The organism is Rhizobium sp. YJ-22, assembly GCF_029601685.1.
GTDB lineage: Bacteria > Pseudomonadota > Alphaproteobacteria > Rhizobiales > Rhizobiaceae > Metarhizobium.
In genome coordinates this window covers 42197-68579 of sequence record NZ_JARRIR010000009.1, presented here as the reverse complement: position 1 = coordinate 68579, position 26383 = coordinate 42197, and the positions used below count along the sequence as shown (strand labels likewise).

General features: G+C 64.1%; 20 protein-coding genes. 6 read left to right on the top strand and 14 right to left on the bottom strand.

Annotation, left to right across the window (positions count from 1 at the left end; translation table 11 throughout):
• Positions 1 to 72: 72 nt before the first annotated feature.
• The gene (locus tag P7F60_RS20550) at positions 73 to 1044 is read right to left on the bottom strand and encodes an alpha/beta hydrolase (protein WP_277919559.1); all 972 of its coding nucleotides are present in this window, start codon (positions 1042 to 1044) and stop codon (positions 73 to 75) included.
• Positions 1045 to 1433: 389 nt separating this feature from the next.
• Here P7F60_RS20550 and P7F60_RS20545 point away from each other — a divergent pair, with 389 nt between their 5' ends.
• Positions 1434 to 1922, top strand: a complete 489-nt coding sequence (locus tag P7F60_RS20545; protein ID WP_277919558.1) for an Hsp20 family protein — start codon at positions 1434 to 1436, stop codon at positions 1920 to 1922.
• 62 nt (positions 1923 to 1984) lie between these two features.
• Here the strand turns inward: P7F60_RS20545 and P7F60_RS20540 are convergent, their stop codons facing one another.
• Entirely contained in the window at positions 1985 to 2971 is a 987-nt protein-coding gene (locus tag P7F60_RS20540) for a bile acid:sodium symporter family protein (RefSeq protein ID WP_277919557.1), read from the bottom strand.
• Positions 2972 to 3065: 94 nt separating this feature from the next.
• Here P7F60_RS20540 and P7F60_RS20535 point away from each other — a divergent pair, with 94 nt between their 5' ends.
• Complete coding sequence (locus P7F60_RS20535; protein ID WP_277919556.1) at positions 3066 to 3932, top strand: LysR substrate-binding domain-containing protein; 867 nt, start codon at positions 3066 to 3068, stop codon at positions 3930 to 3932.
• Here the strand turns inward: P7F60_RS20535 and P7F60_RS20530 are convergent, their stop codons facing one another.
• Entirely contained in the window at positions 3933 to 4988 is a 1056-nt protein-coding gene (locus tag P7F60_RS20530) for a low specificity L-threonine aldolase (RefSeq protein WP_277919555.1), read from the bottom strand.
• Between the two features lie 436 nt (positions 4989 to 5424).
• Here P7F60_RS20530 and gltB point away from each other — a divergent pair, with 436 nt between their 5' ends.
• Both gltB and P7F60_RS20520 read left to right on the top strand, forming a co-directional pair.
• Positions 5425 to 10149, top strand: a complete 4725-nt coding sequence (gene gltB / locus P7F60_RS20525) for a glutamate synthase large subunit (protein ID WP_277919554.1) — start codon at positions 5425 to 5427, stop codon at positions 10147 to 10149.
• 59 nt (positions 10150 to 10208) lie between these two features.
• Positions 10209 to 11663, top strand: a complete 1455-nt coding sequence (locus tag P7F60_RS20520) for a glutamate synthase subunit beta (protein ID WP_277919553.1) — start codon at positions 10209 to 10211, stop codon at positions 11661 to 11663.
• A 60-nt stretch (positions 11664 to 11723) separates the two neighbouring features.
• Here P7F60_RS20520 and P7F60_RS20515 read toward each other — a convergent pair whose 3' ends face one another.
• Both P7F60_RS20515 and P7F60_RS20510 read right to left on the bottom strand, forming a co-directional pair.
• Entirely contained in the window at positions 11724 to 12836 is a 1113-nt protein-coding gene (locus P7F60_RS20515; RefSeq protein WP_277919552.1) for a GDSL-type esterase/lipase family protein, read from the bottom strand.
• A 92-nt stretch (positions 12837 to 12928) separates the two neighbouring features.
• Positions 12929 to 14149 (bottom strand): lytic murein transglycosylase, encoded by a 1221-nt coding sequence (locus P7F60_RS20510; RefSeq protein WP_277919551.1) that lies wholly within the window; start codon positions 14147 to 14149, stop codon positions 12929 to 12931.
• A gap of 223 nt (positions 14150 to 14372) precedes the next feature.
• Between P7F60_RS20510 and galU the strand changes: the two genes are divergently transcribed.
• Positions 14373 to 15257: a UTP--glucose-1-phosphate uridylyltransferase GalU gene (gene galU / locus P7F60_RS20505; RefSeq protein ID WP_277919550.1), complete on the top strand. Its 885-nt coding sequence runs from the start codon at positions 14373 to 14375 to the stop codon at positions 15255 to 15257.
• Positions 15258 to 15311: 54 nt separating this feature from the next.
• On the opposite strand, the gene P7F60_RS20500 is transcribed toward galU, so the two are convergent.
• Positions 15312 to 16895: an outer membrane beta-barrel protein gene (locus tag P7F60_RS20500; protein ID WP_277919549.1), complete on the bottom strand. Its 1584-nt coding sequence runs from the start codon at positions 16893 to 16895 to the stop codon at positions 15312 to 15314.
• 169 nt (positions 16896 to 17064) lie between these two features.
• On the opposite strand from P7F60_RS20500, the gene P7F60_RS20495 reads away from it, so the two are divergent.
• The gene (locus P7F60_RS20495) at positions 17065 to 18060 is read left to right on the top strand and encodes a KpsF/GutQ family sugar-phosphate isomerase (RefSeq protein ID WP_277919548.1); all 996 of its coding nucleotides are present in this window, start codon (positions 17065 to 17067) and stop codon (positions 18058 to 18060) included.
• 14 nt (positions 18061 to 18074) lie between these two features.
• On the opposite strand, the gene P7F60_RS20490 is transcribed toward P7F60_RS20495, so the two are convergent.
• The 8 genes from P7F60_RS20490 to P7F60_RS20455 all read right to left on the bottom strand — a co-directional run bounded on the left by P7F60_RS20490 (position 18075) and on the right by P7F60_RS20455 (position 26377).
• On the bottom strand, positions 18075 to 18539 hold the full coding sequence (locus P7F60_RS20490) for an NfeD family protein (protein WP_277919547.1): 465 nt from the start codon (positions 18537 to 18539) through the stop codon (positions 18075 to 18077).
• Between the two features lie 4 nt (positions 18540 to 18543).
• Positions 18544 to 19557 (bottom strand): SPFH domain-containing protein, encoded by a 1014-nt coding sequence (locus P7F60_RS20485; protein ID WP_277919546.1) that lies wholly within the window; start codon positions 19555 to 19557, stop codon positions 18544 to 18546.
• Positions 19558 to 19653: 96 nt separating this feature from the next.
• Positions 19654 to 20694 carry a ferrochelatase gene (hemH, locus tag P7F60_RS20480; RefSeq protein WP_277919545.1) on the bottom strand — a complete coding sequence of 347 codons (1041 nt, stop codon included), beginning with the start codon at positions 20692 to 20694 and terminating at the stop codon, positions 19654 to 19656.
• Between the two features lie 152 nt (positions 20695 to 20846).
• Complete coding sequence (locus P7F60_RS20475) at positions 20847 to 22757, bottom strand: 5'-nucleotidase C-terminal domain-containing protein (protein ID WP_277919544.1); 1911 nt, start codon at positions 22755 to 22757, stop codon at positions 20847 to 20849.
• Between the two features lie 227 nt (positions 22758 to 22984).
• Positions 22985 to 23368, bottom strand: coding sequence for a hypothetical protein (locus P7F60_RS20470; RefSeq protein ID WP_277919543.1), 384 nt, complete (start codon positions 23366 to 23368; stop codon positions 22985 to 22987).
• A 201-nt stretch (positions 23369 to 23569) separates the two neighbouring features.
• Positions 23570 to 25021, bottom strand: a complete 1452-nt coding sequence (locus tag P7F60_RS20465) for a homospermidine synthase (RefSeq protein WP_277919542.1) — start codon at positions 25019 to 25021, stop codon at positions 23570 to 23572.
• A 141-nt stretch (positions 25022 to 25162) separates the two neighbouring features.
• The gene (locus P7F60_RS20460; RefSeq protein ID WP_277919541.1) at positions 25163 to 26071 is read right to left on the bottom strand and encodes a DUF3445 domain-containing protein; all 909 of its coding nucleotides are present in this window, start codon (positions 26069 to 26071) and stop codon (positions 25163 to 25165) included.
• Positions 26072 to 26089: 18 nt separating this feature from the next.
• On the bottom strand, positions 26090 to 26377 hold the full coding sequence (locus P7F60_RS20455; protein WP_277919540.1) for a YciI family protein: 288 nt from the start codon (positions 26375 to 26377) through the stop codon (positions 26090 to 26092).
• Positions 26378 to 26383 lie beyond the last annotated feature (6 nt).

Sequence of the window (26383 nt, the reverse complement as noted above, 5' to 3'; positions counted from 1 at the left end):
CTTTGGGTCATCGATTTTTCGCATGTCGTTGTCGAAAAATCGCGGCACACTTTTGCGCGACATGCTTCAAGCTTATTCCATCGTCAGCGCGACTTCGGCCTTTTCGGCATCGCTGCCGGGAATGAAGGCAGCGATGGCGGCCAGCGCCTGCACGCGATAGACATCCTTTTCCTGAAACAGCTCGTGGCGCGCGCCCGGAACCGGGATGAGCTGGGCGGCGCGAAAATGGCGCGACAGGTTTTCCTGGTCGATATAGGGGATGACGCCGTCGCGCATCGGCGCCAGAATCAGCGTCGGAATGCGGATCGAGGCGAGATGATCGGGATCGAGGCAGCGACGGATGGCGCACAGCGATTCGCGCAGCCAGCGCGCCGTCGGCAGGCCGACCATCAGATGCGGAAAATCCTCCAGCAGGCTTTCGTTGCGGGCGAAACGCTTGGCGTCCGCCGTCAGCGGATTGTCTTCGAAGCCGAACTTGATCGTGCCGCGGCCGACCTGGAGGCCGCCGAGGCCGATCAGGCAGAACAGCTTCGACAGCCGTCGCATGGTGCCGATCGACATCTTTACCCTGGCAATGCCGACCAGCGGCGCGCTCAACACCATGCGCTCGATACGGCTTTCGAGCTGCGGCGCGGCCGAGAGCGCCACCAGCGCGCCCGTGGAATGGGCGAGCAGGAAGAAGGGCAGGCGCGTATCCGGCAGAACGACGGCATCGAGAAATGTGAAGAGATCGCGCTCGTAATCGGCAAAGCGGCGCACATGGCCCTTCAGGCCGTTGCGCACCAGCCGTTGCGAGCCGCCCTGGCCGCGCATGTCGTAGGTCGCGACCCACATGCCCATGGCGTTGAGGTCGCGAATCGTCTCGAAATATTTCTCGATGCATTCATTGCGGCCATGCAGCAGGACCACGGTGCCGCGCGCCGGCGAAATTTCCGAGCGAAAAACCGCATAGCGCAGTTTCACGCCGTCATGGGCGGTGAAAAAGCCGACTGTGTGGTTTGCGGGCGCCGGATTGCCCGGCGTTTCATGCAAGGTGGCCTCCATTCGGCGACGACTGTCCTCTTTCCGGTGAGATGAGATCGACGTTAAGCCGTTTCGCAACAGGAGAAAAGGGGCCGGAGTGCGCGAACAGGGGGAGGGGAGACAGCGCATCCGGCCCTTGAAGATAAGGCCGAGGGGGGACATGAAACCCGGCCACGAACGATGGGTGTCGTTCGATGTGCGAGAAATAGCAGGCCGTCGATGAACGGCAGCGGAATTGCCCGTTCAGCCGCCGTTCATGCGAAAAAGTGCGGCCGGGGCTTGAAGGCGCAAAGACCTCTTCCCATCTGTTTCGGGCGGATGCCAGACGGGTCCGCAATCCGGCTCCTTCATCGCCAAACGCGGGATGTGGGAGCCTCAACCCGCACAACGTCGCTTCACAGGAGGACACCATGCGTCACGTCGATTTTTCCCCGCTTTACCGTTCCACCGTCGGTTTCGACCGCCTGTTCACCATGTTGGACAGCCTCGGTCAGCCGGAACAGGCCCAGACCTACCCGCCCTACAACATCGAACGCACTGGCGAAAATACCTACCGCATCACCATGGCGGTGGCCGGCTTCGATGAAACCGAACTCAGCATCGAGGCCCGCGCCCATGTGCTCACCGTCAAGGGCGAGAAGGCCGACGAAGCCGCCGGCGACAGCGAATACCTCTATCGCGGCATCGCCAAGCGCGCCTTCGAGCGCCGCTTCCAGCTTGCCGACCATGTCGAGGTGCAGACCGCGTCGCTGAAGAACGGCCTTCTGCATATCGAGCTTCTGCGCAACATTCCCGAAGCCATGAAGCCGCGCCGCATCGCGATTGCCGCCGAAGCGGTCGCCACGCCGAAGACCATCGAAGCCAAGGTCACCGAGACCGAACCGGCTTCGGTCAACTAAGCTTCATTCTCTCTCCTCTCGAATGAACGAGGGCGGCGCCTGCGGGCGCCGCCTTTTTCGTTTCAGGCCTTGGCCGCCACGGCCTCGCTGCGCTGGCGTTGCGTCGCATAGCGCTGGGCGATGACGGCGCAGGCCATGAGCTGGATCTGGTGGAACAGCATCAGCGGCAGGACGATGGCGCCGATGGGCTGGCCGGCGAAGATGGCGCTGGCCATCGGCACGCCGCTGGCGAGGCTTTTCTTCGAGCCGCAGAAGGTGATGGCGATCTCGTCTTCCTTGGAGAAGCCGAGCAGGCGGCTGCCGAACATGGTCACGATCAGCACCACCGCCAGCAGCACGATATCGACCACGACGACCGCGCCGAGTTCGGCGGCCGTAAAGGTGTGCCAGATGCCTTCGACCACGGCGTCGCTGAAGGCGAGATAGACGACCATCAGGATCGAGCCGCGATCGACGGGGGTCAGGATTTTTTTGCGGGCGCGGATCCAGTTGCCGATCCAGGGCTGCAGCAACTGGCCGGCGATGAAGGGGGCGAGCAGTTGCAGCAGGATCTGCTCCAGCGCATCCATGGAAAAACCGCCATGGCCGCCGAGCGAAAACAACAACCCGACCAGCAGCGGCGTCAGGAACATCCCGAAAATATTCGAGGCCGAGGCGGCGCAGATCGCGGCCGGGACATTGCCGCCGGCCATGGAGGTGAAGGCGATGGAGGACTGCACCGTCGAAGGCAGCACGCAGAGGAAGAGGATGCCGGTATAAAGCGTCGGCGGCAGCACGCTCGGCACCAGCAGGCCGACCGCAAGGCCAAGCAGCGGAAACAGCACGAAGGTGGCGGCGAGGATGGTGATGTGCAGGCGCCAATGCAAGAGGCCGGCCATCACCACGTCGCGCGGCAGGCGCGCGCCATGCAGGAAGAACAGAAGCGCGATCGCCAGCTTGGTCGCCACGCCGAAATAATGCGCGAAAGCGCCTTGCGCCGGCAGCAGCGAGGCGAGGATGACGGTGCAGACGAGCAGCAGGGTAAATGTATCGGGCAGGAAACGGCGCATGGCATAGTCTCGCAATGACGGCTTTGTGGATTGAACCTGTGCTATTATGATTGGGGATGCAAGGAATAACAGTCATCACGAAACAGGATAGGCCATGCTCGACCTCACCCAGTTGCGCAGTTTCGTCGCCGTCGAGCAGGCCGGCAGTTTTACCGCCGCCGCCGAGCGGCTGGGGCTGGGGCAATCGACGGTCAGCCAGCATGTGCAGCGGCTGGAGGCGTCGCTCGGCCGGCGGCTGCTGGCCCGCGATACGCACCGGGTCGTGCTGACCGCCGATGGCGAGGCCTTGCTGACCCATGCCCGGACACTGCTGGCGGTCGAGGGGCAGGTGCAGGCGCTGTTTTCCGATACGGGCTTGCGCGGTCGCATCCGGCTCGGCGTTTCCGAGGATTTTGTCGGCAGCCAGTTGCCGGCGGTGCTGGAGGCCTTTGTGCGCTCGCACCCCTCCGTCGACCTGGAGCTGACGGTGGCGCTGTCGGGCGTGCTCTATGAAATGCAGGATAGTGGCGATCTCGACCTGGTGCTCGCCAAGCGCCGGCTCGGCAACGATCTGGGGACGCTGATCTATCGCGAGCCGCTGGTCTGGCTGGCGCGCGATCCCGAGCAGGCGCTGGCGACAAGGCCGCTGCCGCTGATCGCCTTTCCGCCGCCGAGCCTGACGCGGGCCATCGCGCTGGAGGCGCTGGGGCGACATGGGGTGGCGTGGCGGATCGTCTGCACCTGCGGCAGCCTCAGCGGGCTGACGGCGGCGGCGCGCGCCGGCATGGGCGTGCTGGTGCAGCCACGCAGCATGGCGCCGGCAGGACTTCGGGAAATCGAGGCCGGCGCCCTGCCGAAGCTGGAGGACGTCGAATTCGTGCTGGTGCCGCGCAAGGATGCCGACAAGGCGCTTGTTACCGCCGTCTCCGAGGATATCCTCCGGCGTATCCGCAGCCTGCGGCTTGGAGAAAGCCGGGGCTGATCACCCTGCCAGGCATTCCAGCAGGTTGTCGACATCAGGCTGTTCGGTGGCGAAGCTGGTGACCAGGCGGATCAGCATTTCGCTTTCGTCCAGAAGGTCGGGCGTTTCCGCCGGTACCGGCCATTCGTAGAAGCGGGCGCCCTTTTCCTCCGCAACGCGCGCGGCATCCCTGGCGACGATGGCGAACACCTCGTTGGAGACCGTATCCCAGGCCAACCGGGCGCGGTTGGAGGCGCTTAAGCCCGCGCGAAGACTGTCGGCCATGGCATTGGCGTGGCGGGCAAGCTCCAGCCACAGCCCGCCCTTGAGATAGGCATCGAACTGGGCGGCGATGAAGCGCGATTTCGAGAAGAGCTGGGCGGAGCGTTTGCGCAGGAAGGGCAGCTCGCGCGCCATGTCGGGATCGAAATAGATGAGCGCCTCGGCGCACCAGCAGCCATTCTTGGTGCCGCCGAAGGAGAGGATGTCGACGCCGCGTTTCCAGGTCATGTCGGCGGCGGTCGCCCCGTCCAGCGTCACCAGCGCATTGGCGAACCGGGCGCCGTCCATGTGCAGCGCCAGTTTTCGCGCGCGGGTCACGTTGGCGATGGCCTCGATCTCGTTGAGCGAATAGACGGTGCCGATCTCGCTTGCCTGGGTGATGGTGACGGCGGTCGGCTGGCCCTGATGCACGGCGCCGGGCGGGAAGCGGCCGATCCTCGCCGTGAGGTCGGCCGGGTCGATCTTGCCGTTTGCGCCGTTGACGGTCACCAGCCGCAAGCCGCCGGAGAGGAATTCCGGGGCGCCGCATTCGTCGTTCGTGACATGCGCCTCGTTGTGGCAGAAGGCGACGCCGCCGGGGCGCGTAAGGCTTGCCAGGGCCAGCGAATTGGCCGCCGTGCCGGTGGCGACGAAGAACACCGCCACCTCGCGCTGGAACAGTTCGCAGAAGGCTTCCTCGACCTTCTTGTCGATGTCGCTGCTGCCATAGGCGGAGGCGAAGCGGCCGGACTCTTGGAACAGCCGCTCGGAAATCGCGGGATGGGCGCCCGCCCAGTTGTCGGAAGCGAAAAACATGATCGACGGCTTTCGGTCTGATGATGGAAACGGGTTTGCTGCGGCGACCTTACGAAATTGCCGCGCCGATTCAACAGCCGGGTTGAGCCTTTGGGCCGAAAAATCGTCTCGGCAATTATCTTCAAAAAATTCTCCATATAGTGTAATATTATTGCTTGACGCTTAAATAACCGGCAATCTTCCTGCTTCAGAGACGAAGAATCTCAGGCTCGGCTCTTGCGGCGGGGGGATCTTTCTGGCATAGAACCCGTGAAATAGGACAGGGCTGCTGTCCTATTTCAGCCTCGAAGGGCCGATGTGCCGCCGAAACCCGGCGGCCGCGCCGTGAAGGGTCAGGACTGCAACGCGGCTGTCACGGCCGGCATCCATAGTGTCGGGTGCCGTGCGTAAGGCCGGTCTGCCCGCGAGACTGCGGGCTTGCGAACGGAGAGAGCAGATGACGAAGACGATACCGTCACATCAGATCGGGCATGACATCGATGGCGCGGCGACCGCGGCCACGAAAACGCCCGCCTTTCCGTCCGGCCTGCCGAAGAAGCAGGGCCTCTACGATCCGCGCAACGAGCACGATGCCTGCGGCGTCGGCTTCATTGCCCATATGAAGGGCCAGAAGTCGCACCAGATCGTCCGCGACGGCTTGTTCATCCTCGAAAACCTCACCCATCGCGGCGCCGTCGGCGCCGATCCGCTGATGGGCGACGGTGCCGGCATTCTGGTGCAGATCCCCGACCGTTTCTTCCGCGAGGAAATGGCCAGGCAGGGCATCACCTTGCCGAAGGCTGGCGAATACGGCGTCGGCCATATCTTCATGCCGCGCGATGAAAAGCAGATCGCCCATTTCAAGACCGTCATGAAGCAGGTGATCGAGGAAGAGGGGCAGGTGCTGCTCGGCTATCGCGAGGTGCCGGTCGACAATGCCTCGCTGTCCAAGGCGCCGGAGATTGCCGCCACCGAGCCGCATCATGTCCAGATCTTCATCGGCGCCGGCCGCGACGCCGCCACCAACAACGAGTTCGAGCGCCGGTTGTTTACCCTGCGCAAGGTGATCTCCAACCGCATCTATGCCGAATTCGACGGCGAAGAGAGCCATTTCTACCCCGTGTCGCTGTCCTCCAAGACGGTCGTCTACAAGGGCATGTTCCTCGCCTATCAGGTCGGCGCTTACTACAAGGACCTCGCCGATCCGCGCTTCGAATCGGCCGTGGCGCTCGTCCACCAGCGTTTCTCGACCAACACCTTCCCGTCGTGGAAGCTGGCGCATCCCTATCGCATGGTCGCCCATAACGGCGAAATCAACACGCTGCGCTCCAACGTCAACTGGATGGCGGCGCGTCAGGCCTCGGTCTCCTCGCCGCTGTTCGGCAGCGATATCGAGAAGCTGTGGCCAATCTCCTATGAGGGCCAGTCGGATACCGCCTGCTTCGACAACGCGCTCGAATTCCTGGTGCGCGGCGGCTATTCCCTGGCGCATGCCGTCATGATGCTGATCCCGGAAGCCTGGGCCGGCAACCAGTCGATGTCGCCGGAGCGCAAGGCATTCTACGAATATCACGCCGCGCTGATGGAGCCGTGGGACGGCCCGGCGGCCGTCTGTTTCACCGATGGCCGCCAGATCGGCGCGACGCTCGACCGAAACGGCCTGCGCCCGGCCCGCTATCTCGTCACCGATGACGACCGCGTCATCCTCGCTTCCGAAGCCGGCACGCTGCCGGTGCCGGAAGAGAGCATCGTGCAGAAGTGGCGGCTGCAGCCCGGCAAGATGCTGCTGATCGACATGGAGCAGGGCCGCATCATCTCCGACGAGGAGGTGAAGTCTGAGCTTGCGACCAAGCATCCCTATCGCAACTGGCTGGACCGCACCCAGCTCATCCTCGAAGAGCTGAAGCCGGTCGAGCCGCGCGCGCTGCGCCGCGACGTGTCGCTGCTCGACCGCCAGCAGGCCTTCGGCTATACACAGGAAGACACCAAGATCCTGATGTCGCCGATGGCGACCACCGGCCAGGAAGCGGTCGGCTCGATGGGCACGGATACGCCGATCTCGGCCATGTCCACCCGCTCGAAGCTGCTCTATACCTATTTCAAGCAGAACTTCGCGCAGGTCACCAATCCGCCGATCGACCCGATCCGCGAGGAGCTGGTGATGAGCCTCGTCTCCTTCATCGGCCCGCGCCCGAACATTCTCGACCATGAGGGCATGGCAAACGCCAAGCGCCTGGAAGTGCGCCAGCCGATCCTGACCAATGGCGATCTCGAAAAGATCCGCTCCATCGGCCATACGGAAGACCGCTTCGATACCAAGACGCTGGACTTCACCTATGACGTCGCGCGCGGCGCCGAGGGCATGATCGAAATGCTCGATCGGCTCTGCGAACGTGCCGAGGCGGCGGTCAAGGGCGGCTACAACATCATCGTGCTGTCAGACCGTCAGGTCGGGCCTGACCGCATCGCCATTCCGGCGCTGCTGGCGACCGCCGCCGTGCATCACCACCTGATCCGCAAGGGCTTGCGCACCTCGGTCGGCCTCGTGGTCGAATCCGGCGAACCGCGCGAAATCCATCACTTCTGCTGTCTGGCGGGTTACGGCGCCGAGGCGATCAACCCCTACCTCGCCTTCGACACGCTGCTCGACATGCATGCGCGCGGCGAATTTCCCAAGGAAGTGGACGCCACCGAAGTCGTCTATCGCTACATCAAGGCGGTCGGCAAGGGCATCCTCAAGGTCATGTCCAAGATGGGCATTTCCACTTACCAGTCCTATTGCGGCGGCCAGATTTTCGACGCCATCGGCCTGTCTTCCGAGCTGGTGACCAAGTATTTCTTCGGCACGGCGACGACCATCGAAGGCATCGGCCTCGAAGAGATCGCCCGCGAGACGGTCGCGCGCCATGCGGCCGCCTTCGGCAAGGATCCGCTGCTGGCCAAGACGCTCGATATCGGCGGCGAATATGCCTTCCGCATGCGCGGCGAGGATCATGCCTGGACGCCGGACGCCATCGCCTCGCTGCAACATGCCGTGCGCGGCAATGCAGAGGATCGCTACCGGGAGTTCGCCGAACTGGTGAACGAATCGGCCCAGCGCCTCAACACCATTCGCGGCCTGTTCAAGATCAAGCCGGCGGAAGCGGCCGGCCGCACGCCTGTTGCCATCGATGAGGTCGAGCCGGCGGTGGATATCGTCAAGCGCTTCTCGACCGGGGCCATGTCCTTCGGATCGATCAGCCGCGAGGCGCATTCGACGCTGGCGGTCGCCATGAACCGCATCGGCGGCAAGTCGAACACCGGCGAGGGCGGCGAGGAAGCCGACCGCTACCTGCCGCTGCATGACGGCTCGGCCAACCCCGAGCGTTCCGCCATCAAGCAGATCGCATCCGGCCGCTTCGGCGTCACCACCGAATATCTGGTCAATGCTGACATGCTGCAGATCAAGGTGGCGCAGGGCGCAAAGCCCGGCGAGGGCGGCCAGCTCCCTGGCCATAAGGTGGATGCGACCATCGCCAAGACCCGGCATTCGACGCCGGGCGTCGGCCTGATCTCGCCGCCGCCGCATCACGACATCTATTCGATCGAGGATCTGGCGCAGCTGATCTTCGACCTGAAGAACGTCAACCCGGCGGCCGATATCTCGGTCAAGCTGGTTTCGGAAGTCGGCGTCGGCACGGTGGCGGCGGGTGTTGCCAAGGCGCGCGCCGATCATATCACCGTCTCGGGCTTCGACGGCGGCACCGGCGCCTCGCCGCTAACCTCGCTCAAGCATGCCGGCTCTCCCTGGGAAATCGGCCTTGCCGAAACCCAGCAGACGCTGGTGCTGAACGGCCTGCGCTCGCGCATCGCCCTGCAAGTCGACGGTGGCCTCAAGACCGGCCGCGATGTCATCATCGGGGCGCTGCTCGGGGCCGACGAATTCGGCTTCGCCACCGCGCCGCTGATCGCGGCCGGCTGCATCATGATGCGCAAATGCCACCTCAACACCTGTCCGGTCGGCGTCGCCACCCAGGATCCGGTGCTGCGCAAGCGCTTCAAGGGCACGCCGGAGCATGTGGTCAACTACTTCTTCTTCGTCGCCGAGGAAGTGCGCGAGATTCTCGCTTCGCTCGGTGTGCGCAAGCTCGACGAGATCATCGGCGCGTCGGAATTGCTCGAAAAGGACGACATGCTCAGCCACTGGAAGGCAAAGGGGCTCGATTTCACCCGCATCTTCCACAAGGTCGAGGCGCCGAAGGAGGCCACCTATTGGACGGCCCGCCAGAAGCACCCGATCGACGACGTGCTCGACCGCACCATGATCGAGAAGGCTGCTGCCGCGCTCGAACGCAAGGAGCCGGTCGCCTTCGAGGTCGATATCAAGAATGTCGACCGTTCCGCCGGCGCCATGCTGTCGGGTGAAGTCGCCAAGCGCTTCGGGCACAAGGGCCTGAAGGACGACACCATCGCGGTCACCCTGCGTGGCACGGCCGGTCAGTCCTTCGCCGCCTTCCTCGCCCGCGGCATAACCTTCGATCTGGTGGGCGACGGCAACGACTATGTCGGCAAGGGCCTGTCGGGCGGCAAGATCATCGTGCGGCCGCCGGCCAATTCGAAAATCGCCGCCGAGAAATCCATCATCGTCGGCAATACCGTGATGTATGGGGCGATTGCCGGTGAGTGCTACTTCAACGGCGTGGCCGGCGAACGCTTCGCGGTGCGCAACTCCGGTGCGGTCGCGGTGGTCGAGGGCGTCGGCGACCACGGTTGCGAATACATGACCGGCGGCGTCGTCGTCGTCATCGGCGAGACGGGTCGCAATTTCGCGGCCGGCATGTCCGGCGGCGTGGCTTATGTGCTCGACGAAAAGGGCGATTTCGCCAGCCGCTGCAACATGGCCATGGTCGAGCTGGAGCCGGTTCCGGAAGAGGACGACATGCTGGAGAAGCTGCACCATCACGGCGGCGACCTCATGCACAAGGGACGCGTCGACGTCTCCGAGGACATGACGCGCCACGACGAGGAACGCCTTTACCAGCTGATCTCCAACCACATGCACTACACCGGCTCGAAGCGGGCCAAGGAAATCCTCGACCACTGGGCCGAGTATCGTCCGAAGTTCCGCAAGGTCATGCCGGTCGAATATCGTCGCGCTCTGGAAGACATGGAGCAGATGCGGATGGGCGTCGCGGCCGAATAAGCCGCGACATTCCAACTCTTTGTTTTCGCACCCAGCTTTTATGAATTGAGGACGATATTATGGGCAAGGTCACTGGATTTCTGGAAATCGACCGGCAGGTCATGAAGTACCAGCCGGCTTCCGACCGCATCCGCCACTTCCGCGAATTCACCATTCCGATGTCGGATCAGGAAGTGCAGAAGCAGGCGGCGCGCTGCATGGACTGCGGCATCCCCTATTGCCACGGGCCGACCGGCTGCCCGGTGCATAACCAGATCCCCGACTGGAACGATCTGGTCTATAACGGCAACTGGGAGCAGGCGATCCGCAACCTGCATTCCACCAACAATTTTCCGGAATTCACCGGCCGCGTCTGCCCGGCCCCTTGCGAAGAAGCCTGCACGCTGAATCTCGAGGACATGCCGGTCTCGATCAAGACCGTCGAGCAGGGCATCGCAGACAAGGCCTATGAACTCGGCTTCATCGTGCCGCAGCCGGCGACGGTGCATACCGGCAGGAAGGTGGCGATCGTCGGCTCCGGCCCGGCCGGCATGGCGGCCGCCCAGCAGCTCGGCCGCGCCGGCCATGACGTGCATCTCTACGAGCGCGAAGCCAAGCCCGGCGGCTTGCTGCGCTACGGCATTCCCGACTTCAAGATGGAAAAGAACTTCATTGACCGCCGCGTCGAGCAGATGAAGGGCGAAGGCGTCACATTCCATTGCGGCGTCAATGTCGGCGTCGATGTCAAGGTCGAGCAACTGCTTGCCGATTACGACGCGGTCCTCTATTGCGGCGGCTCGGAAACCCCGCGTGAGGCCGGCATTCCCGGCGTCGATCTCGCCGGCGTCCATGACGCCATGCCCTATCTGGTGCAGCAGAACCGCCGCGTCGGCCGCGAAAACATCGAAAGCACCGGCTGGCCGAGCGATCCGATCCTGGCCGGCGGCAAGCATGTGGTCGTCGTCGGCGGCGGCGATACCGCATCGGACTGCGTCGGCACCGCCTTCCGCCAGGGCGCGGTCAAGGTCACCCAGCTCGACATCCGCCCGCAGCCGCCGGAGAAGGAAGACAAGCTGGCTGTCTGGCCGTTCTGGGCGACGAAGATGCGCACCTCCTCCAGCCAGGCCGAGGGCGCGATCCGCGAATTCCAGGTGGCGACGCTCGAATTCGTCGGCGAGGACGGGGTGCTGACCGGCGTCAAGTGCTGTCAGGTGGACGAGCGCCGCAAGCCAGTTGCCGGCACGGAATTCGTCATCAAGGCCGATCTCGCCTTCATCGCCATCGGCTTCCGCGGGCCGTTCACCGGCAGCGTGCTGAAGGAACTGGACGGCAGGCTGACGCTGAACACCGACCGTCGCGGCTCGACCAATGTCGTCGCCAACGATCGCGACTACCGCACCTCGGTCGACAAGCTCTGGGCCGCCGGCGACGTGCGCCGCGGCCAGTCGCTGGTCGTCTGGGCCATCCGCGAGGGACGTCAGGCTGCGCGGGCCATCGACGAGGCGCTGATGGGATCGACCGTCCTGCCGCGCTGATCGGGCGGCAGGCTTCCATGTCGAGGCGGCGCGGGGGCGCCGCTTTTTCATGATGGCCGGTTACTTCACCACGCGGTAATCATCGATCCGCCCCGCGGGGGCGGGTTCGACCTCGCCGCGTTCGACCAGCAATTTTCGGGCGGAGACGTCGATCGCCGGGCGGGGCGGTGTGGCGCCCATCAATTCCTTGCCGCCGTCGAGATCGGGGTCGATGAGGCTGATCGGCGGGGTGCGGTCGATCTTGATCTGCTCGGTCGGCGGCAGGTGGATGAGGTCGGGCAGGTTGCTGGCATCGAGCCTGACGAGCGCTTCCGCCGGCGCAACGCCGCCGAGCAGGCGTTTGACCGATTTCTCGACGTAGAAAGCGATCTTCTGACGGCCGGCCTTGGTCATGTTGATGCCGTCGCCGCTGCGCAGGCGCACCTGCTGGCCGTTCACATCCGAGCCGGTGATCACGAACTTGCCGTTGGCATCGACGAAGCCGTCCCAGATGTCGATGAATTCGCCGCCGGCCTTTTCCACCTCGGTGCGGAAAATGCCGTTGAGCTGAACGGCATCCGCCGTCATCGAGGGCGACGGGAAAGCGGGCAAGCCGACCCAGAGCAGCGGCAGATGCCGGCTGTGGACAATGTCGGCAAGCTTTTCCGCGCGGGCGGTGTATTCGTCGAGCCAGAGCTGAGTGCGGAATTTTTCACGCGTGCCGTTGATCAGCATCTGCTGGCGGTCGTTGGCGCCGATCATCACCACCACGACTGCCGGCTTCACCTCGTCGATGGCGGCGGGCAGCTTGTCCTGCCAGTTGAAATGGTCCTCGCGCACCAGGCCGGAAGCGACCTCGCCGCGCGTCTCGACTGCGACATCGGGGGTCGCGGCGAAGCTGTCGTTCAGCCCTTCGCCGAGACCGTTCGCCAGGAAATCGCCGACAACGAGAATCTTGCGGGCATTTTCCGCCTTGGCGACCTCGGGCTCGGGCGGCGGCGCGGCGACGGCGGGTGCGGGTGTGCGCTTGCGCGGCCGGGGGCGCACCTGCTTCTTCGGTTCCTCGATCGGCGGCGGTGGCGCGGCTTTCGGCTTCACGCCGAACAGCATCTGGAAGAGCGTGCGCCGCTCGGCGCGCTGCTGCGCCTGCACGTCGCTCAACGGCAGGATGAGGATCACGGCCAGAAAAGCCATAACCCCGGTTCTTCGCCATGCTGTCGCACCGGACCTTGCCGTCACGTCTCACCCGTCCTGCTGCCGCGCCTGACCTCGAAAGGGGCGCGGCTTTACTTGCGCAGCGCCTTCAGCAGCCTTTGCGACGGTTCGCCGTCGCTTTCCATGCCGAGCCGCTGCTGTACGGCGGCGATGGCGGCCTTGGAGCCGGAGCCGAAATTGCCGTCGACTTCGCCCTCGTAATAGCCGAGCGCCTTCAGCCGTGTCTGCAACTCGAACTTCTCCTTGACGTCAAGCGTGCCGTCCGGGCGCGGCCAGCGCTGCTGCAGGCCGCCATAGCCGGCGATTTCGTCGGCAAGAAGGCCGACGGCCAGCGCATAGGTGTCGGCGGCGTTGTATTTCTTGATCGTGAAGAAGTTCTTGGTCATCAGGAAGCCGGGGCCGTTGGCGCCGGCCAGCAGCCGCAGCGTGGCGCGGTCGCTGCCGTTCTTGAAACCCTTGCCGCTGGGGCGCAGGAAGCCGAGCTGCTGCCATTCGGCGAGCGACCGCGTCTTGCCGGCCTGGCTGGCCGCGCCTTGTGGAACGGTGACCTCGTAGCCCCAGGTCTTGCCCGCCTGCCAGCCGTTCTTCATCAGCAGGTTGGCCGACGTCGCCAGCGCGTCCGGCACCGAATTCCAGATGTCTCGATGGCCGTTGCCATCGGCGTCGACCGCATAGAGCAGGTAGCTGGTGGGGATGAACTGGGTATGGCCCATGGCGCCGGCCCAGGAACCGGTCATGCGGTCGGCGCTGATATCGCCGTTTTGCAGGATCTTCAGCGCGGCGATCAATTGCGTGCGGGCGAACTTGGCGCGCCTGGGATCGGCATAGGCGAGCGTCGCCAATGCGCGGGGGACATAGTGCAGGCGATCTTCCTTTTCCAGGATTGCGCCATAATTCGATTCCATGGACCAGATGGCAAGGAGGATATTCTTATCGACACCGAAATGACGTTCCAGCGCCTGCAGGGTCACCCTGTGCTTCTTGGCCATCTCGCGGCCGATCCGCACCGTGTACGGATTGACGCGGGCATCGACGTAATCCCAGACCTGCGACTTGAATTCGGGCTGGTACTGCGCCTTCTGCAGCACATCCGGATCGGGATCGGTGACGCCGGCGAAAGCCTTGCGATAGGTGGATTGCGTGATACCCTGCTGCATGGCCGTGGCCTGGAAGCCGGCGATCCATTTCTTGAAGCCGGGGTCGGCGCTGGCAGCCTGGGGGGTGAACAATGCCGCACCGAAGGTCAGCGCCAGAGCGAGGCCAAGAAATGAGGTCCTGTTGGTCTCAGTCATCAGTTGTCCTGTCCTTGTCTTCACGAGTTGCCAGGTCTTCACGGATCTGCTGTTCGGACGCCGATGACGCATCCGGCATGGAAGCCGAGTTTAGAGGCATTTTCTCAACAAACTCTTTACCATGCGAAACCGGCGGCGTCATCTTTTGCGAAAAAGTAGCAATTATGTACTACGTCCGCCAATTGGCGAATGATTTGGCCGAAAGACGCCCAAGGAGGCATGTGTGAGTCAGCATAAGAAGGTACGCAAGGCAGTATTTCCCGTCGCGGGACTTGGGACGCGGTTCCTGCCGGCAACCAAATCCGTTCCCAAGGAAATGCTTACCGTCGTGGACAAGCCGGTCATCCAGTATGTCGTCGAGGAAGCACTGGAGGCGGGCATCGAGCATCTCGTGTTCGTGACCGGGCGCAACAAGCACGTCATCGAGGATTACTTCGATATCCAGTTCGAATTGGAACAGACGCTGCGCTCGCGCAGCAAGACGGCGGAGCTGACCATCCTCGCCCAGCAGTTGCCGAAGGCCGGCACCGTCAGCTTCACCCGCCAGCAGGAGCCGCTGGGGCTGGGGCATGCCGTCTGGTGCGCGCGCGAGATCGTCGGCAACGAGCCCTTCGCGCTGCTTCTGCCCGATATGATCATGCGCGCCGAGGATAGCTGCATGAAAGGCATGGTCGAGCTTTACGACCAGACCGGCGGCAACATCATCGCGGTCGAGGAATGCGCCCCCGACCAGGCCCATAAATACGGCATCGTCGGCGTCGGCGAGGCGATCGGCAAGGGTTTCAAGATCACCGGCATGGTCGAGAAACCGGCCAAGGGCACGGCGCCCTCCAACTTCTTCATCAACGGCCGCTACATCCTGCAGCCGGAGATTTTCGGCATCCTTTCCACCCAGGAGCGCGGCGCCGGCAACGAGATCCAGTTGACCGACGCCATGCTGAAGCTACTTTCGCGACAGGAATTCGCCGGCTATCACTTCAGGGGCGAAACCTTCGACTGTGGCGCCAAGGACGGCTTCATCCTCGCCAACGTCGCCTTCTCGCTGAGCCGCGAGGATATCCGCCCGCTGGTCGAGGCGCAGATCCGGGCAATGGTCTCGGGCAAGTAACCGCCGTTTGGCCGGGCCTTCTTCCTCCAGGGGAGGAGGCCGGCTGACAAACGATCAGCGCTTCAGCGTCAGGCCGATGCTGGCGCGCAACGTCCTCGTATCGTCGCTGACCTTGCGCGAGGTCAGTTCGTAGCCAAGGTCGCCCTTGAGGTCGAGATAGCGGTTCAGGCCCCAGGTGAAGCCGGGGCCGGCGGTGTAGACGGTCTCATCCTGGACACTGCCATTGGGATAGTCACGGAAGACGGTGCTGCCGGTCAGGCGGGCCACGACATTGTCGCGCACCTCATGCGAGATGCCGGCATTGGCGGTATAGGCGACATACCCGCTGGCGCCGGCCGTGGTCGAGGGTTCGATGGTCGTCGCCAGGCCGAAGGTGACGTCGGTGCCGCGCTGCGGCGACCAGGCGAGCGTGCCATCCACCGTCAGGCCGGACAGCGCCTGCAGCCGTTCGTCGTCGAAATCGGCACGCTCGTAACCGGCGGAAAGCTCGCCGCGCAGCTTTTCGCCCATATCCAGCTCGACGCCGCCCTTCATCGCATAGGTCCAGAAGGAACGGGCATAGCCGAGGCTATCGGTTCTGAGGTCGTAGCGGGCGCGCCCGACGGCGGCTTCGAGGAAGGGAATGATCGCCGGCGACAATTCGTAGCCGATGCGGCCGCGCAGCGTCCCCGACAGGCGGTCGCGGTCCTCCAGCGATACCTTGCTGCCATCGGCCAGCGTCGCATCGGTATAGATGCGCTTTTCCAGGTCGAGGCCGGTGGTGCCGCGAATCACGCCGAATTCGCGCTGCAGTTCCAGCCCGCCCTTCAGCGTGTGAACGCCGGCCTGGGTGGTGGCGCCGCTGATGGCGTTGGGATCGTCCGTATCCTCGCGGTAGAAACCGTAGCCGCCACGGATATGCCCTGTCATGCGTTCGGCGAGATCGAGGCGCAAGTCGGCGTCGATGTTGACACTCGGCTTTTCCTCGCCATCGCCGCTGATGTTTCGCTGGTAGATGCCGTCGCCGGTGACGGTCAGGGCATGGCGCGACCAGTCCGAGGCCAGCGTGCCCTTGAGCTCGGTCTGCAGGTAGTTGCGGTTCTGGGTATTGCTGCCGGATTTCTGGCGCTCGGCGGCGACGGATTGCGTGACCGAAGGACGCAGCACCATGGTGCCCAGCCGGATGCCGGGCGCGTCGTTGCGATTGGGAATGAGGCGCGGCGTCAGCGCATCGAGGGAATTTTCGCGCAGGTTCATGCGGTTGAAATCGACATCCGCCTGTTCGTCCTCGCGGCCGCTAAGACGTCTTGCGCGCGGATTGGTGCCGGTCGCCAGCGTGTCTTCGGCATTGCCCGCCGCGTTTGCCGTCGGGCGGGTGCGCAGCCCCTGCGCCGGCCGGGCGGCATCGGTGGTGAACAGGGGGGAAGTGGCGGCGTTGGGATCGTTGTCCGCGCCATCGGTGTTCATACCATAGGGGTCGGCGGCATTCGTTGCGCCGGGCGTGGCGGCCTGCTGCGGCAGGGTGCGGGCCGCGTTTTCCGGCGTCTTCGGCTTCGGGCGCGACTGGGCCGAGGATAAGGACGGCAGAACGAACAAGGCGGTCGCGGCGAGCGCGACGCCGAGGGAAATCGGGCGGCAGGAGGGCATTCTTCTTGTCATTCTCGTCGTCCGCGATTGACCGCTGTTTTCCTCGGGGCTCCGGCGACGCAGCACCGGATCTGTCGATTGCTTTCCAAAGAGTAAATGTGTTTGGTTAACCATTGGTTGACGAACCCGTCTCGCGGGCGATGCGGTGGACTTCGCGGGAGAAAGGCGTTAACGATCCGCCATGATCAAGCGAGCCATCCATCTCATCGAAAACAGCGCCGTCGAATCGGCGCTGCGCACGGTCGCCACCGAAAAGAACGGCCTGCAATCGCTGGAAAACGCGCTTTCGGGCGCGCTCGCCGCGCCGTTTTCGCGCGCCGTGGAAATGATAGGCGATATCAAGGGGCGGGTGATCGTCACCGGCATCGGCAAGAGCGGCCATATCGGCTCGAAGATCGCCGCGACCTTCGCCTCGACCGGAACGCCTTCCTTCTTCGTGCATCCGGTGGAGGCCAATCACGGCGATCTCGGGATGATCACCCAGGACGACGTCATCATCGCGCTGTCCTGGAGCGGCGAGAGTGCCGAATTGCGCGGCATCATCGCCTTTTCGCGGCGCTTTTCCATCCCGCTGATCGCCATCACCGCGGGCGCGCAATCGACGCTGGGGCGCGAGGCGGATGTGCTGCTCTTGCTGCCGACCGAGCAGGAAGCCTGCCCGCACGGCCTGGCGCCGACCACCTCGACGCTGATGCAGCTTGCCATCGGCGATGCGCTGGCCGTGGCGCTGCTCGAAGCGCGCGGTTTTTCGGCCACCGATTTCCGCACCTTCCATCCCGGCGGCAAGCTGGGGGCGAGCCTGAGCCATGTCGGCGACATCATGCATGTCGGCGAGCGCATCCCGCTGGTTCCGCTGGGATGCTCGATGCAGGAGGCGGTGACGACCCTGTCGCACAAGCGCTTCGGCTGCGTCGGCGTCGTCGACGAGACCGGCCGCCTCTGCGGCATCGTCACCGATGGCGACATCGCCCGCAACCTCAACCGCAATCTCGCGGCGATGACGGTCGACGACGTCATGACGCGCACGCCGAAGACTGTGCGCAAGGAAACGCTGGCGACCGGCGCGATGGCGCTGTTGCAGAAGCACAATATCTCGGCGCTGATCGTCGTCGACGAGGAAAATTTCCCGGTCGGGCTGGTGCATTTCCACGACCTGCTGCGCATCGGCGTCGCCTGAGGCGATACCCTCGCTCAGCTATCGACAGGTTCGACCATCAGGTCCCCACCGTTGCTCCTGGCGACGCGAACGCGCGTTCCCGCCGGCAGATCCGGGCCTTGAACCGTCCAGAAGGTGTCGTCGAGACGGATGCGGCCCCGGCCTTCGCGGATCGGTTCGTGCAGCGTCGCGGTGCGGCCGACAAGGCTCTGGCCGCGCTGGTTGAGCAGGGGCTGGTCGCTGACATTCGCGCCGCTGGACAACATCCGCCGCCCGATAAAGACGAAGGCGACGGAAAGGGCCGCAAACAACAGCGCCTGCACTTCCCAAGCCCAGAAGGCCTTGTCCCAGACCATGAGCGACAGCGCGCCGATGGCGATTGCCGCCGCACCGATCCAGACGAGGAAGACGCCGGGCATCACGAGTTCGGCCGCCAGCAGCGCGAGGCCGAGCAGCCACCAGCTCCACGGGCCGACTTCGGCGATGAAGGCCGCGATCATCCGTTCAGCTCTCCTGGCGCGGGGTGGGGAAGGTGACCTGCGGCGTCGAGCGGGCCGGGCCAGACGAACGCGGCGGCGTGCGCGGCGCATCGCCGCCATTGGTGCCGAACACTTCCTTGGCAATCGCGCCGATGCCGCCGAGCGTGCCGATCAGCGACGAAGCTTCCATCGGCATCAGCACCACCTTGGAATTGGGGGCCTTGCCGACGGCGGCCAGCGCCTCGGTGTATTTCTGGGCCACGAAATAGTTGATCGCCTGCACGTCGCCGGCGGCGATGGCCTCGGAGACCATGCGTGTCGCCTTGGCTTCAGCCTCGGCCAGGCGTTCGCGCGCCTCGGCCTCGCGGAAGGCGGCCTCGCGCTCGCCCTCGGCTTCGAGGATGGCGGCCTGCTTGGCGCCTTCGGCCCGCAGGATCTGGGCGTTGCGCGAGCCCTCGGCTTCAAGAACCTGGGCGCGCTTTTCGCGCTCGGCCTTCATCTGCCGGGCCATGGCGTCGACCAGGTCGACCGGCGGGCGGATATCCTTGATCTCGACGCGGGTGACCTTGATGCCCCAGGGGCGGACGGCGTCGTCGACCACATGCAACAGCCGTTCGTTGATGGTTTCGCGGTTGGAGAGCAACTCGTCCAGATCCATCGACCCCATGACCGAGCGGATATTGGTCATGGTGAGGTTGAGAATGGCGTTTTCGAGGTTGGAGACCTGATAGGCGGCTTCGGCCGCATTCAGCACCTGGTAGAAGGCGACGGCATCGGCCGTGACGGATGCGTTGTCCTTGGTGATGACTTCCTGAGTCGGCACGTCGAGCACCTGTTCCATCACGTTCATGCGTGCGCCGATGCGCTCGATGAACGGCACGATCAGGTTGAGGCCGGGCTCCAGCGTGCGCGTGTAGCGGCCGAAACGCTCGATGGTATAGCGAAACCCCTGCGGCACCGTCTTGATCCCGGCGAACAGGACCAGGATGACGAAGACGACCAGCGCGATGACGACGATATCGAAGCCGGAAGGCTGCATATTCTTCTCCCCGGAAACGGCCGGCGACGATGCCGGGCCGTCATGCCTTTAGCATGGATCCCCATGGGCATGACAGGCCTTTCGGCAACCTTCGGTTCAGGCCACGGCCCAGCCCTGCAATTCCCGCCGCACCACGGTTTCGAGAACCGTCATGCCCTCGCGACTGTCGTTGAGACACGGAATATGGGTGAATTTCTCGCCGCCATTGTGCAGGAAGGATTCGCCGGCCTGTTCGGCGATTTCCTCCAGTGTTTCCAGGCAGTCGGAAACGAAGCCGGGGTTCATGATGGCGATGCGTTTGGTGCCGTTCTTCGCCAGTTCCTCCACCGTCTTGTCGGTATAGGGCTGCAACCATTCCTCCGGCCCGAATCGCGACTGGAAGGTGACCATCAACTTGTCCTTGGAAAGCCCCAGCCGCTCGCGCAGCAGCCGTGCGGTCTTCTGGCACTGGCAATAATAAGGGTCGCCCTTGTCGAAATAGCTCTTCGGGATGCCATGGAAGGACGTGATCAGCAGATCCGGCTGCCAGTCGAGGCTGGCATAATGCTTCTCCACCGATTGCGCCAGCGCCTCGATATAGACGGGATCGTCGTGATAGGGCGGCACGGTGCGCAGCGCCGGCTGCCAGCGCATTTTCAGAAGCGTCTCGAAAGCCTTGTCGTTGACGGTCGCCGTGGTGGCGGCGGCATATTGCGGATAGAGCGGGAAGACGAGGATGCGTTCGCAGCCTGCCTGTTTCAGCGCATCGATGCGCGAGGCGATCGAAGGCTGGCCGTAGCGCATCGCCCAATCGACGACGACATTCGGGCTGTCGGCCAGCGCCTTGCCCATGAGTTCGGCCTGGCTGCGCGTGTAGGTGCGCAGGAAGCTCTCGTTCTTCTCCTTGTTCCAGATCAGCTCATAGGCCTTGCCGACCTTGCCGGGGCGGGTGTTCAGCACGATGCCGAACAGGATCGGATACCAGAAAAGCCGCGACCACTCGATGACGCGCCTGTCGGTCAGGAATTCCTTCAGGTAGCGGCGCATCGAGGTGTAATCGGTGCCGTCGGGCGTGCCGAGATTGACAAGAAGGACGCCGACCTTGCCGAAACGGACGGTCGGGTGGCTGGTGGGCAGGTCGGAAACAACAGCGTTCATCAGTCTCTCTTTGCGCGAGCGGTTTGTCGCCGCTGTATCTAGGGCGGCGCCTGCGGTTTTGCATTGCCTTTAATCAAGTTTGTTCGGTTTCTAAAAAGAAAAACCGGCCCGGGGAAGCCCGGACCGGTTCATGGGGGCGGGACAAATTGTCCTTATTTGGCCGGAATCTCCAGCGCCTCGCCGATGGCGAGCTTTTTCGGATTCGGCTTGCCGTTGGCAGACGAGATCGTCTTCCACGCCTCGCCATTGCCGTAGAACTTGACGGCGAGATCCCACAGCGTGTCGCCCTTGACGACGACATGGCTGGTGGGGGCGGTGGCGGCCTGGGTCGCGGGCGATTCCGCAACGGCGGTATCGGCAGGCTTTGCCTGTGTTTCCGCCGGCTTGGTTTCCGTCGTTGCCGCCGGGGTTTCGGCGGTCTTGGTCTCAGGCGTGGCCGGCGCGGTGGCTGCCGCGGTTTCCACACCCTTCACGCGCCCGTCGGTATAGGGTTTGTAGGGATTGTGGGCGGTGAGATAGTCGGCGACCGTGTTTTCGAGGCTCGGGCCGAAATCGTAGGGGTTGATCGCCTTCTTGGCGAACACGTCGTAGCCGTCGCCGCCGCGGCGGGTGTAGTCGTTGGCGACCACGCCGTAGGTCTTGTTCGGATCGAGCGGCACGAAGGTGTCGCCTTCCTTGACCTCGGCCGAGACGATGCGGCTGCCGGCGGGCTTTGACTTGTCGAAGGTGTATTTCAGGCCGGAAACCTGGGTGAAGCGGCCGGCGCCTTCCTCGATCTGGCTGGCCCCGTTCTCCAGCGCCGCCAGCACGTCCGAGCCCTTGAGCTGGAAGGTGGCGAGCGTGTTCTGGAAGGGCAGAACGGTCAGGACGTCGCCCATGCTGACATCGCCCGAATTGATCGAGGCGCGCAGGCCGCCGCCATTGGCGAAGGCGATCTGGATGCCCTGGCCCTTGACGCGGTCGAGCATGGCGTCAGCGACGAGATTGCCCATCGAGCATTCGGTGACGCGGCAGACCTCGCGGGCGCCCTCGATCGGATCGCTGGACTTGCCGACGATCTTCTTCTTCAGTTCCTCGATCGGCGCGCCCATTTCCTTTAAGTGGGCGGCGAGCGCCTCATCCGGCTTGAAGCTGGAATCGACGAGGATGGGATCGCCTTTGGCGTCCTTGACGACGCCGTTGTCGTCGAAGGTGACGACGAGGTCGCCGAGATATTTTCCGTAGGACCGGGCCGTCACCACCGGCACCTTGTAGCCGCCGGGATTGTCGACCATCGTCGGATAGGGGCCTTCGGCTTTCGGATCGGTGTTGGAGAGCAGCGTGTGCGAATGGGCGCCGACGACGACGTCGACATCGGGGATCTTGGCGATGGCATCGACATCGCGGACATAGCCGACATGGGTCAGCGCGATAATCTTGTTGACGTTCTGCTTCTTCAGTTCCTCGACGGCGGCCTTGATGGCGGAGACATCGTCGGAAATCATCACCAGCGGGCCGGGGGAGGAGGTTTCCTCGGTGTCGTTGGCAACGGCGCTGACGATGCCGATCTTCTGGCCGCCGACATCGAGCACGGTATACGGCTTGATGCGGTCCTTCAGCTTGGAGCTGTCGCCGGTCAACACGTTGGCGCTCAGCACCGGCAGCTTCACCTTGTCGAGGAAGCCGACGAAGCCGTCCTCGCCGTCGTCGAATTCATGATTGCCGACCGCCATGGCGTCGAAGCCGATGGCGTTGACGAAATCGGCCTCGGCCGCGCCCTTGAAGGTGGTGTAGAACAGCGAGCCCTGGAAATTGTCGCCGCCGTTCAGCACCAGCACGTTCTTGCCGCTGAGCGCGGCGCGGCGCTGGTCGATGGCGGTCTTCAGGCGGGCGGCGCCGCCGAAGCATTCGTTCTTGCCCTCTTCCTCGGCCGAGCAGCTCGCATCGTATTTGTTGATCGATTCGATGCGGGAGTGGAAATCGTTGATGTGCAGGATGTTGAGTTCGTAATCCGCAAAGGCGACGCCCGAGGACAGCGTCATCATCGACGCTGTCAGAAGTCCGAATGCAAAGGGCTTGATCATAGGTGATGTTCTCCGCTGTTGTCCGGGAGGCCTTTTTTGCCGGTCTCCCTCCGGGCTTATCCTACGGTCACTTCGTGACACTGTTCCCGGCGTGGATGTTTCCACCAACCCGTGCCGACTTCAAGCAAAAAGCTGCAGGGCCACCTCAACTATCGTCACAGGGCAAATATGCAAAAAGGCCCCCCGGAGGGAGCCTTCGAAAGCTGTCTTAACAGTCGTTTGCAGACTCAGGCGCGACGCGTCAGCGTGAACTGGGTGCCGGATTCGGCGGTGCAATTCAGGCGGCTGGGGTCGGCCAGCTTGCAGTTCACCCGCGAATTGGTCTTCTTCAGGTTGGAATAGAGGTTGATCTCGACGATGCCGTTCGGCTGGGCCGTATAGGAGCCGGAAGCGAGCACGGCATTGGAGCCATCCGTGGTACGGGTGTCGAAGCGACCGGCATTGAAGGTGGAGACCAGGCCGTTCGGATCCGTCCACGTGCCGTCGACGGTGTTCATCGCCGGCTGCTGCGGCTGCGAGATCGGCGGCAGGGGGCGAGGCTCGGGCGAGGACTGGCAGGCCGTCAGAAGGGCCGCGGCGGCAAGGAAGGTCAGGGATTTCTTCAAGGTCATGGTCTCTCCCGCTGGTGTGTCCGGCGCACAGGCTCTGTCTGGACGTCGTCCCGCAACCGCTCTTGCGTCATACGTCCTTGAAAAACCATGCCGCGAAGCCTCAGTCATGGCAAGAACCATAGCCGGCACTGCATCACTCTTTTGCCGACCGTTGCGAAAATGCCCGCAACCTGGGTTGCGGGCATTGAAAACATTGAAAGGTCAACGCACCAGGATATTGCGGAACTGCCAGGGGTCGCTTTCGTCGATGTCCTCGGGGAAGAGGCCCGGGCGACCGGCCAGCGGCGTCCAGTCGGTGTAATGGCCTTCGACCGGGCCGAGATAGGGCATCTGCACTTCGAGGCAGCGCTTGTAGTCCATCTCGTCGGTCTCGACGATGCCGGCCTTGGGGTTTTCCAGCGCCCAGACCATGCCGGCGAGAACGGCGGAGGTCACCTGCAGGCCGGTGGCGTTCTGGTAGGGGGCGATGTCGCGGGTCTCCTCGACCGACAGGCGCGAGCCGTACCAGTAGGCGTTCTTGTCGTGGCCGTAGAGCAGCACGCCGAGTTCGTCGATGCCGTCGACCAGCTCGTTCTCGTCGAGAACGTGCAGGACCGGCTGTGCGTGGCCGCCATTGCCGAACATCTCGTGCAGCGACAGAACCGCGTCATTGGCCGGATGATAGGCGTAATGGCAGGTCGGGCGATAGGAAACGTCGCCGTCCTTGTCATGGGCGGTGAAATAGTCGGCGATGGAGATCGCCTCGTTATGGGTGACGAGGAAGCCGTACTGGGCGCCCGGCGTCGGGCACCAGCTGCGCACGCGGGTGTTGGCGCCCGGCTGTTCCAGATAGATGGCGGCCTGGCAGCCCTTCTTGTGCGTCTTGGCGTTCTTCGGCATCCAGGTTTCGTGCGTGCCCCAGCCGAGTTCGGACGGCTGCAGGCCCTCGGAGATGAAGCCTTCCACCGACCAGGTGTTCCAGAAGGTGTTGAACGGCTTCGGGTTCTTGGCGCGCTGGGTGTCGCGCTCGGCGATATGGATGCCCTTGACGCCGGTCTTCTTCATCAGCTTGGCCCAGCCGGCACGGTCGTCGGCGGCGGGCTCGTCGAACTTGATGCCGAGTTCGGTGGCGACGTCGACCAGCGCCTTCTTCACGAACCAGGAGACCATGCCGGGATTGGCGCCGCAGCAGGAGACCGCCGTCGTGCCGCCCGGGTTCTTGCGCTTTTCGGCGCGCATGGTTTCGCGCAGCGCATAGTTGGTGCGGTCGGCATTCTTCATCGTGTCGTCGAAATAGAAGCCGAGCCAGGGCTCGACGACGGTGTCGATGTAGAGCACGTCGAGCTTGCGGCACAGCTTGACCAGGTCGACCGAGCCGGTATCGACGGAGAGGTTGACGCAGAAGCCCTGGCCTTCGCCTTCGGTCAGCAGGGGTTTCAGGAGTTCCTTGTAGTTCTCCTTGGTCACATGCGCCTTCACATGGCGCACGCCGTGGCGCTCGTAGATTTCAGTGTCGGCGGCGTCTTCGCGCGGCTCGATGACGATCAACCGGTTCCGGTCGTATTTGAAGTGGCGCTCGATCAGCGGCAGGGCGCCGCGGCCGATCGACCCGAAACCGATCATGACGATCGGGCCGGTGATTTCGCCATACACCGGATAGGTTTTTTCAGTCATCTTTTTCTCCATGAGAGGGCGGGCATCTGCCGCCGAAAGGGAAAGGTCAGGCCGCCGCACCGGTTCTGCCGGCTTCGGATGTCCCTACAGCATAAAATCCCGTCACAATAAAGTCCCGATGACAGGCCGGGCGGAAAACGCTCACGCGTCGCTTTTCTCCAGCGCCGCCTGGCGCAGATAGGCGACGAGCCCGTCCTTTTTGGCAACCATGGCCTTGTAGGCGAGCTGGTCGGGTTCCAGCCCCTCCAGCCGGTCGGCCAGGGATTGCGCCAGCGCCGCGCCATCGGCATGGCGAAGCAGGGCGGCGATGGGGTCGATATAGATGCGGATGGTGAAGACGATATCGCCTGACACGGGCAGCCGGCGCAGGGTCTGGCGCTCGACGCGGACGATATGGCCGGCGGCATCGAAGGGCGTGCGGCCGTGCGCGGCGCTGACCTCCGGCGGCCAGAACAGGTCGCCGCGCGGATAGACCGACCAGTTGAAGCGCTCGGCCGGCAGTTCCGGCTGCAGATTGTCGAAGATGCGGTTGATGAGGCCGGAATTGCGGGTGCCGGCCTGGAAGCCGGGGACGGGGGCATGCACCTCCTCCATCGGCCGGCCGAATTTTTCCGGCAGCGACCAGGCGGAGGGGAAGGCGACGAAGGCTGCGACGATATGCCAGCCGGTCTCGCGCCGGCGCAGAAGCACGAGATCGTCCTGCACCAGCGAGCCGGCGATCTCCAGCGGCGGTGTGCCCGGCGCATCCAGCGCCACCTCGCGCCCGGCCAGCGCCAGCCGCCCATCGGCCGTACGGGAACAGAGATGGGCGTGGTCGCGTAACAGGTGGCCGGCGACGGTATCGAGGCATTCCTGCTGCGCCGCCTCGGTTCCGGGCTCGGCCAGGAAGACCTGGGGGCGCTCGGTGGCGATCAGTCGCGCCTTTTCGTCGAGATAGCGGCCGAGATCGGCATCCGGCTCCAGCCAGGTCTCGGGCGTGATCGAGCGCAGGCCGATGGAAAACGGCTTGGCCGAGGTGTGGTAGGGCATGTGGACGAGGCGGCGGGTCATCGGACGGCTCAGGGCAGATCAGGATTTCAAGGCGTCGAGGCCGCCGCCGGCGACGCGCGTCACCGCGATTTCGGTGATCTCATAGGTGCAGACGCCGTGGAGGGTGAAGGGATCGGCGGCGACCAGCGCCTCGATGTCAGCACGCCCGCCGTGGGCGAAAATGACGCCGCCGGTGCGGGGCACCTTGCGGCCGGAGGCGAGGAACAGGCCGCGCTCGTAACCCGCCTGCAGCCAGTCGAGATGCGGCTGCATGTACTGGTCGGCCTCTTCGGTGCCCTTGAGATAGGTGAGCGACAGGATGAACATGGGTTC

What these genes read in the sequence shown, in the direction of transcription:
- P7F60_RS20490 (WP_277919547.1), bottom strand. Translation starts at nt 18,539, where the DNA reads ATGATCGCGGCCTTCATCGCCGAAGTCGGCCCGTGGAGCTGGTGGCTG.
- P7F60_RS20495 (WP_277919548.1), top strand. Translation starts at nt 17,065, where the DNA reads ATGATCAAGCGAGCCATCCATCTCATCGAAAACAGCGCCGTCGAATCG.
- P7F60_RS20470 (WP_277919543.1), bottom strand. Translation starts at nt 23,368, where the DNA reads ATGACCTTGAAGAAATCCCTGACCTTCCTTGCCGCCGCGGCCCTTCTG.
- P7F60_RS20500 (WP_277919549.1), bottom strand. Translation starts at nt 16,895, where the DNA reads ATGACAAGAAGAATGCCCTCCTGCCGCCCGATTTCCCTCGGCGTCGCG.
- P7F60_RS20460 (WP_277919541.1), bottom strand. Translation starts at nt 26,071, where the DNA reads ATGACCCGCCGCCTCGTCCACATGCCCTACCACACCTCGGCCAAGCCG.
- P7F60_RS20535 (WP_277919556.1), top strand. Translation starts at nt 3,066, where the DNA reads ATGCTCGACCTCACCCAGTTGCGCAGTTTCGTCGCCGTCGAGCAGGCC.
- P7F60_RS20455 (WP_277919540.1), bottom strand. Translation starts at nt 26,377, where the DNA reads ATGTTCATCCTGTCGCTCACCTATCTCAAGGGCACCGAAGAGGCCGAC.
- P7F60_RS20485 (WP_277919546.1), bottom strand. Translation starts at nt 19,557, where the DNA reads ATGCAGCCTTCCGGCTTCGATATCGTCGTCATCGCGCTGGTCGTCTTC.
- P7F60_RS20545 (WP_277919558.1), top strand. Translation starts at nt 1,434, where the DNA reads ATGCGTCACGTCGATTTTTCCCCGCTTTACCGTTCCACCGTCGGTTTC.
- hemH (WP_277919545.1), bottom strand. Translation starts at nt 20,694, where the DNA reads ATGAACGCTGTTGTTTCCGACCTGCCCACCAGCCACCCGACCGTCCGT.
- P7F60_RS20465 (WP_277919542.1), bottom strand. Translation starts at nt 25,021, where the DNA reads ATGACTGAAAAAACCTATCCGGTGTATGGCGAAATCACCGGCCCGATC.
- P7F60_RS20510 (WP_277919551.1), bottom strand. Translation starts at nt 14,149, where the DNA reads ATGACTGAGACCAACAGGACCTCATTTCTTGGCCTCGCTCTGGCGCTG.
- P7F60_RS20550 (WP_277919559.1), bottom strand. Translation starts at nt 1,044, where the DNA reads ATGGAGGCCACCTTGCATGAAACGCCGGGCAATCCGGCGCCCGCAAAC.
- P7F60_RS20530 (WP_277919555.1), bottom strand. Translation starts at nt 4,988, where the DNA reads ATGTTTTTCGCTTCCGACAACTGGGCGGGCGCCCATCCCGCGATTTCC.
- P7F60_RS20540 (WP_277919557.1), bottom strand. Translation starts at nt 2,971, where the DNA reads ATGCGCCGTTTCCTGCCCGATACATTTACCCTGCTGCTCGTCTGCACC.
- P7F60_RS20520 (WP_277919553.1), top strand. Translation starts at nt 10,209, where the DNA reads ATGGGCAAGGTCACTGGATTTCTGGAAATCGACCGGCAGGTCATGAAG.
- P7F60_RS20515 (WP_277919552.1), bottom strand. Translation starts at nt 12,836, where the DNA reads ATGGCTTTTCTGGCCGTGATCCTCATCCTGCCGTTGAGCGACGTGCAG.
- gltB (WP_277919554.1), top strand. Translation starts at nt 5,425, where the DNA reads ATGACGAAGACGATACCGTCACATCAGATCGGGCATGACATCGATGGC.
- P7F60_RS20475 (WP_277919544.1), bottom strand. Translation starts at nt 22,757, where the DNA reads ATGATCAAGCCCTTTGCATTCGGACTTCTGACAGCGTCGATGATGACG.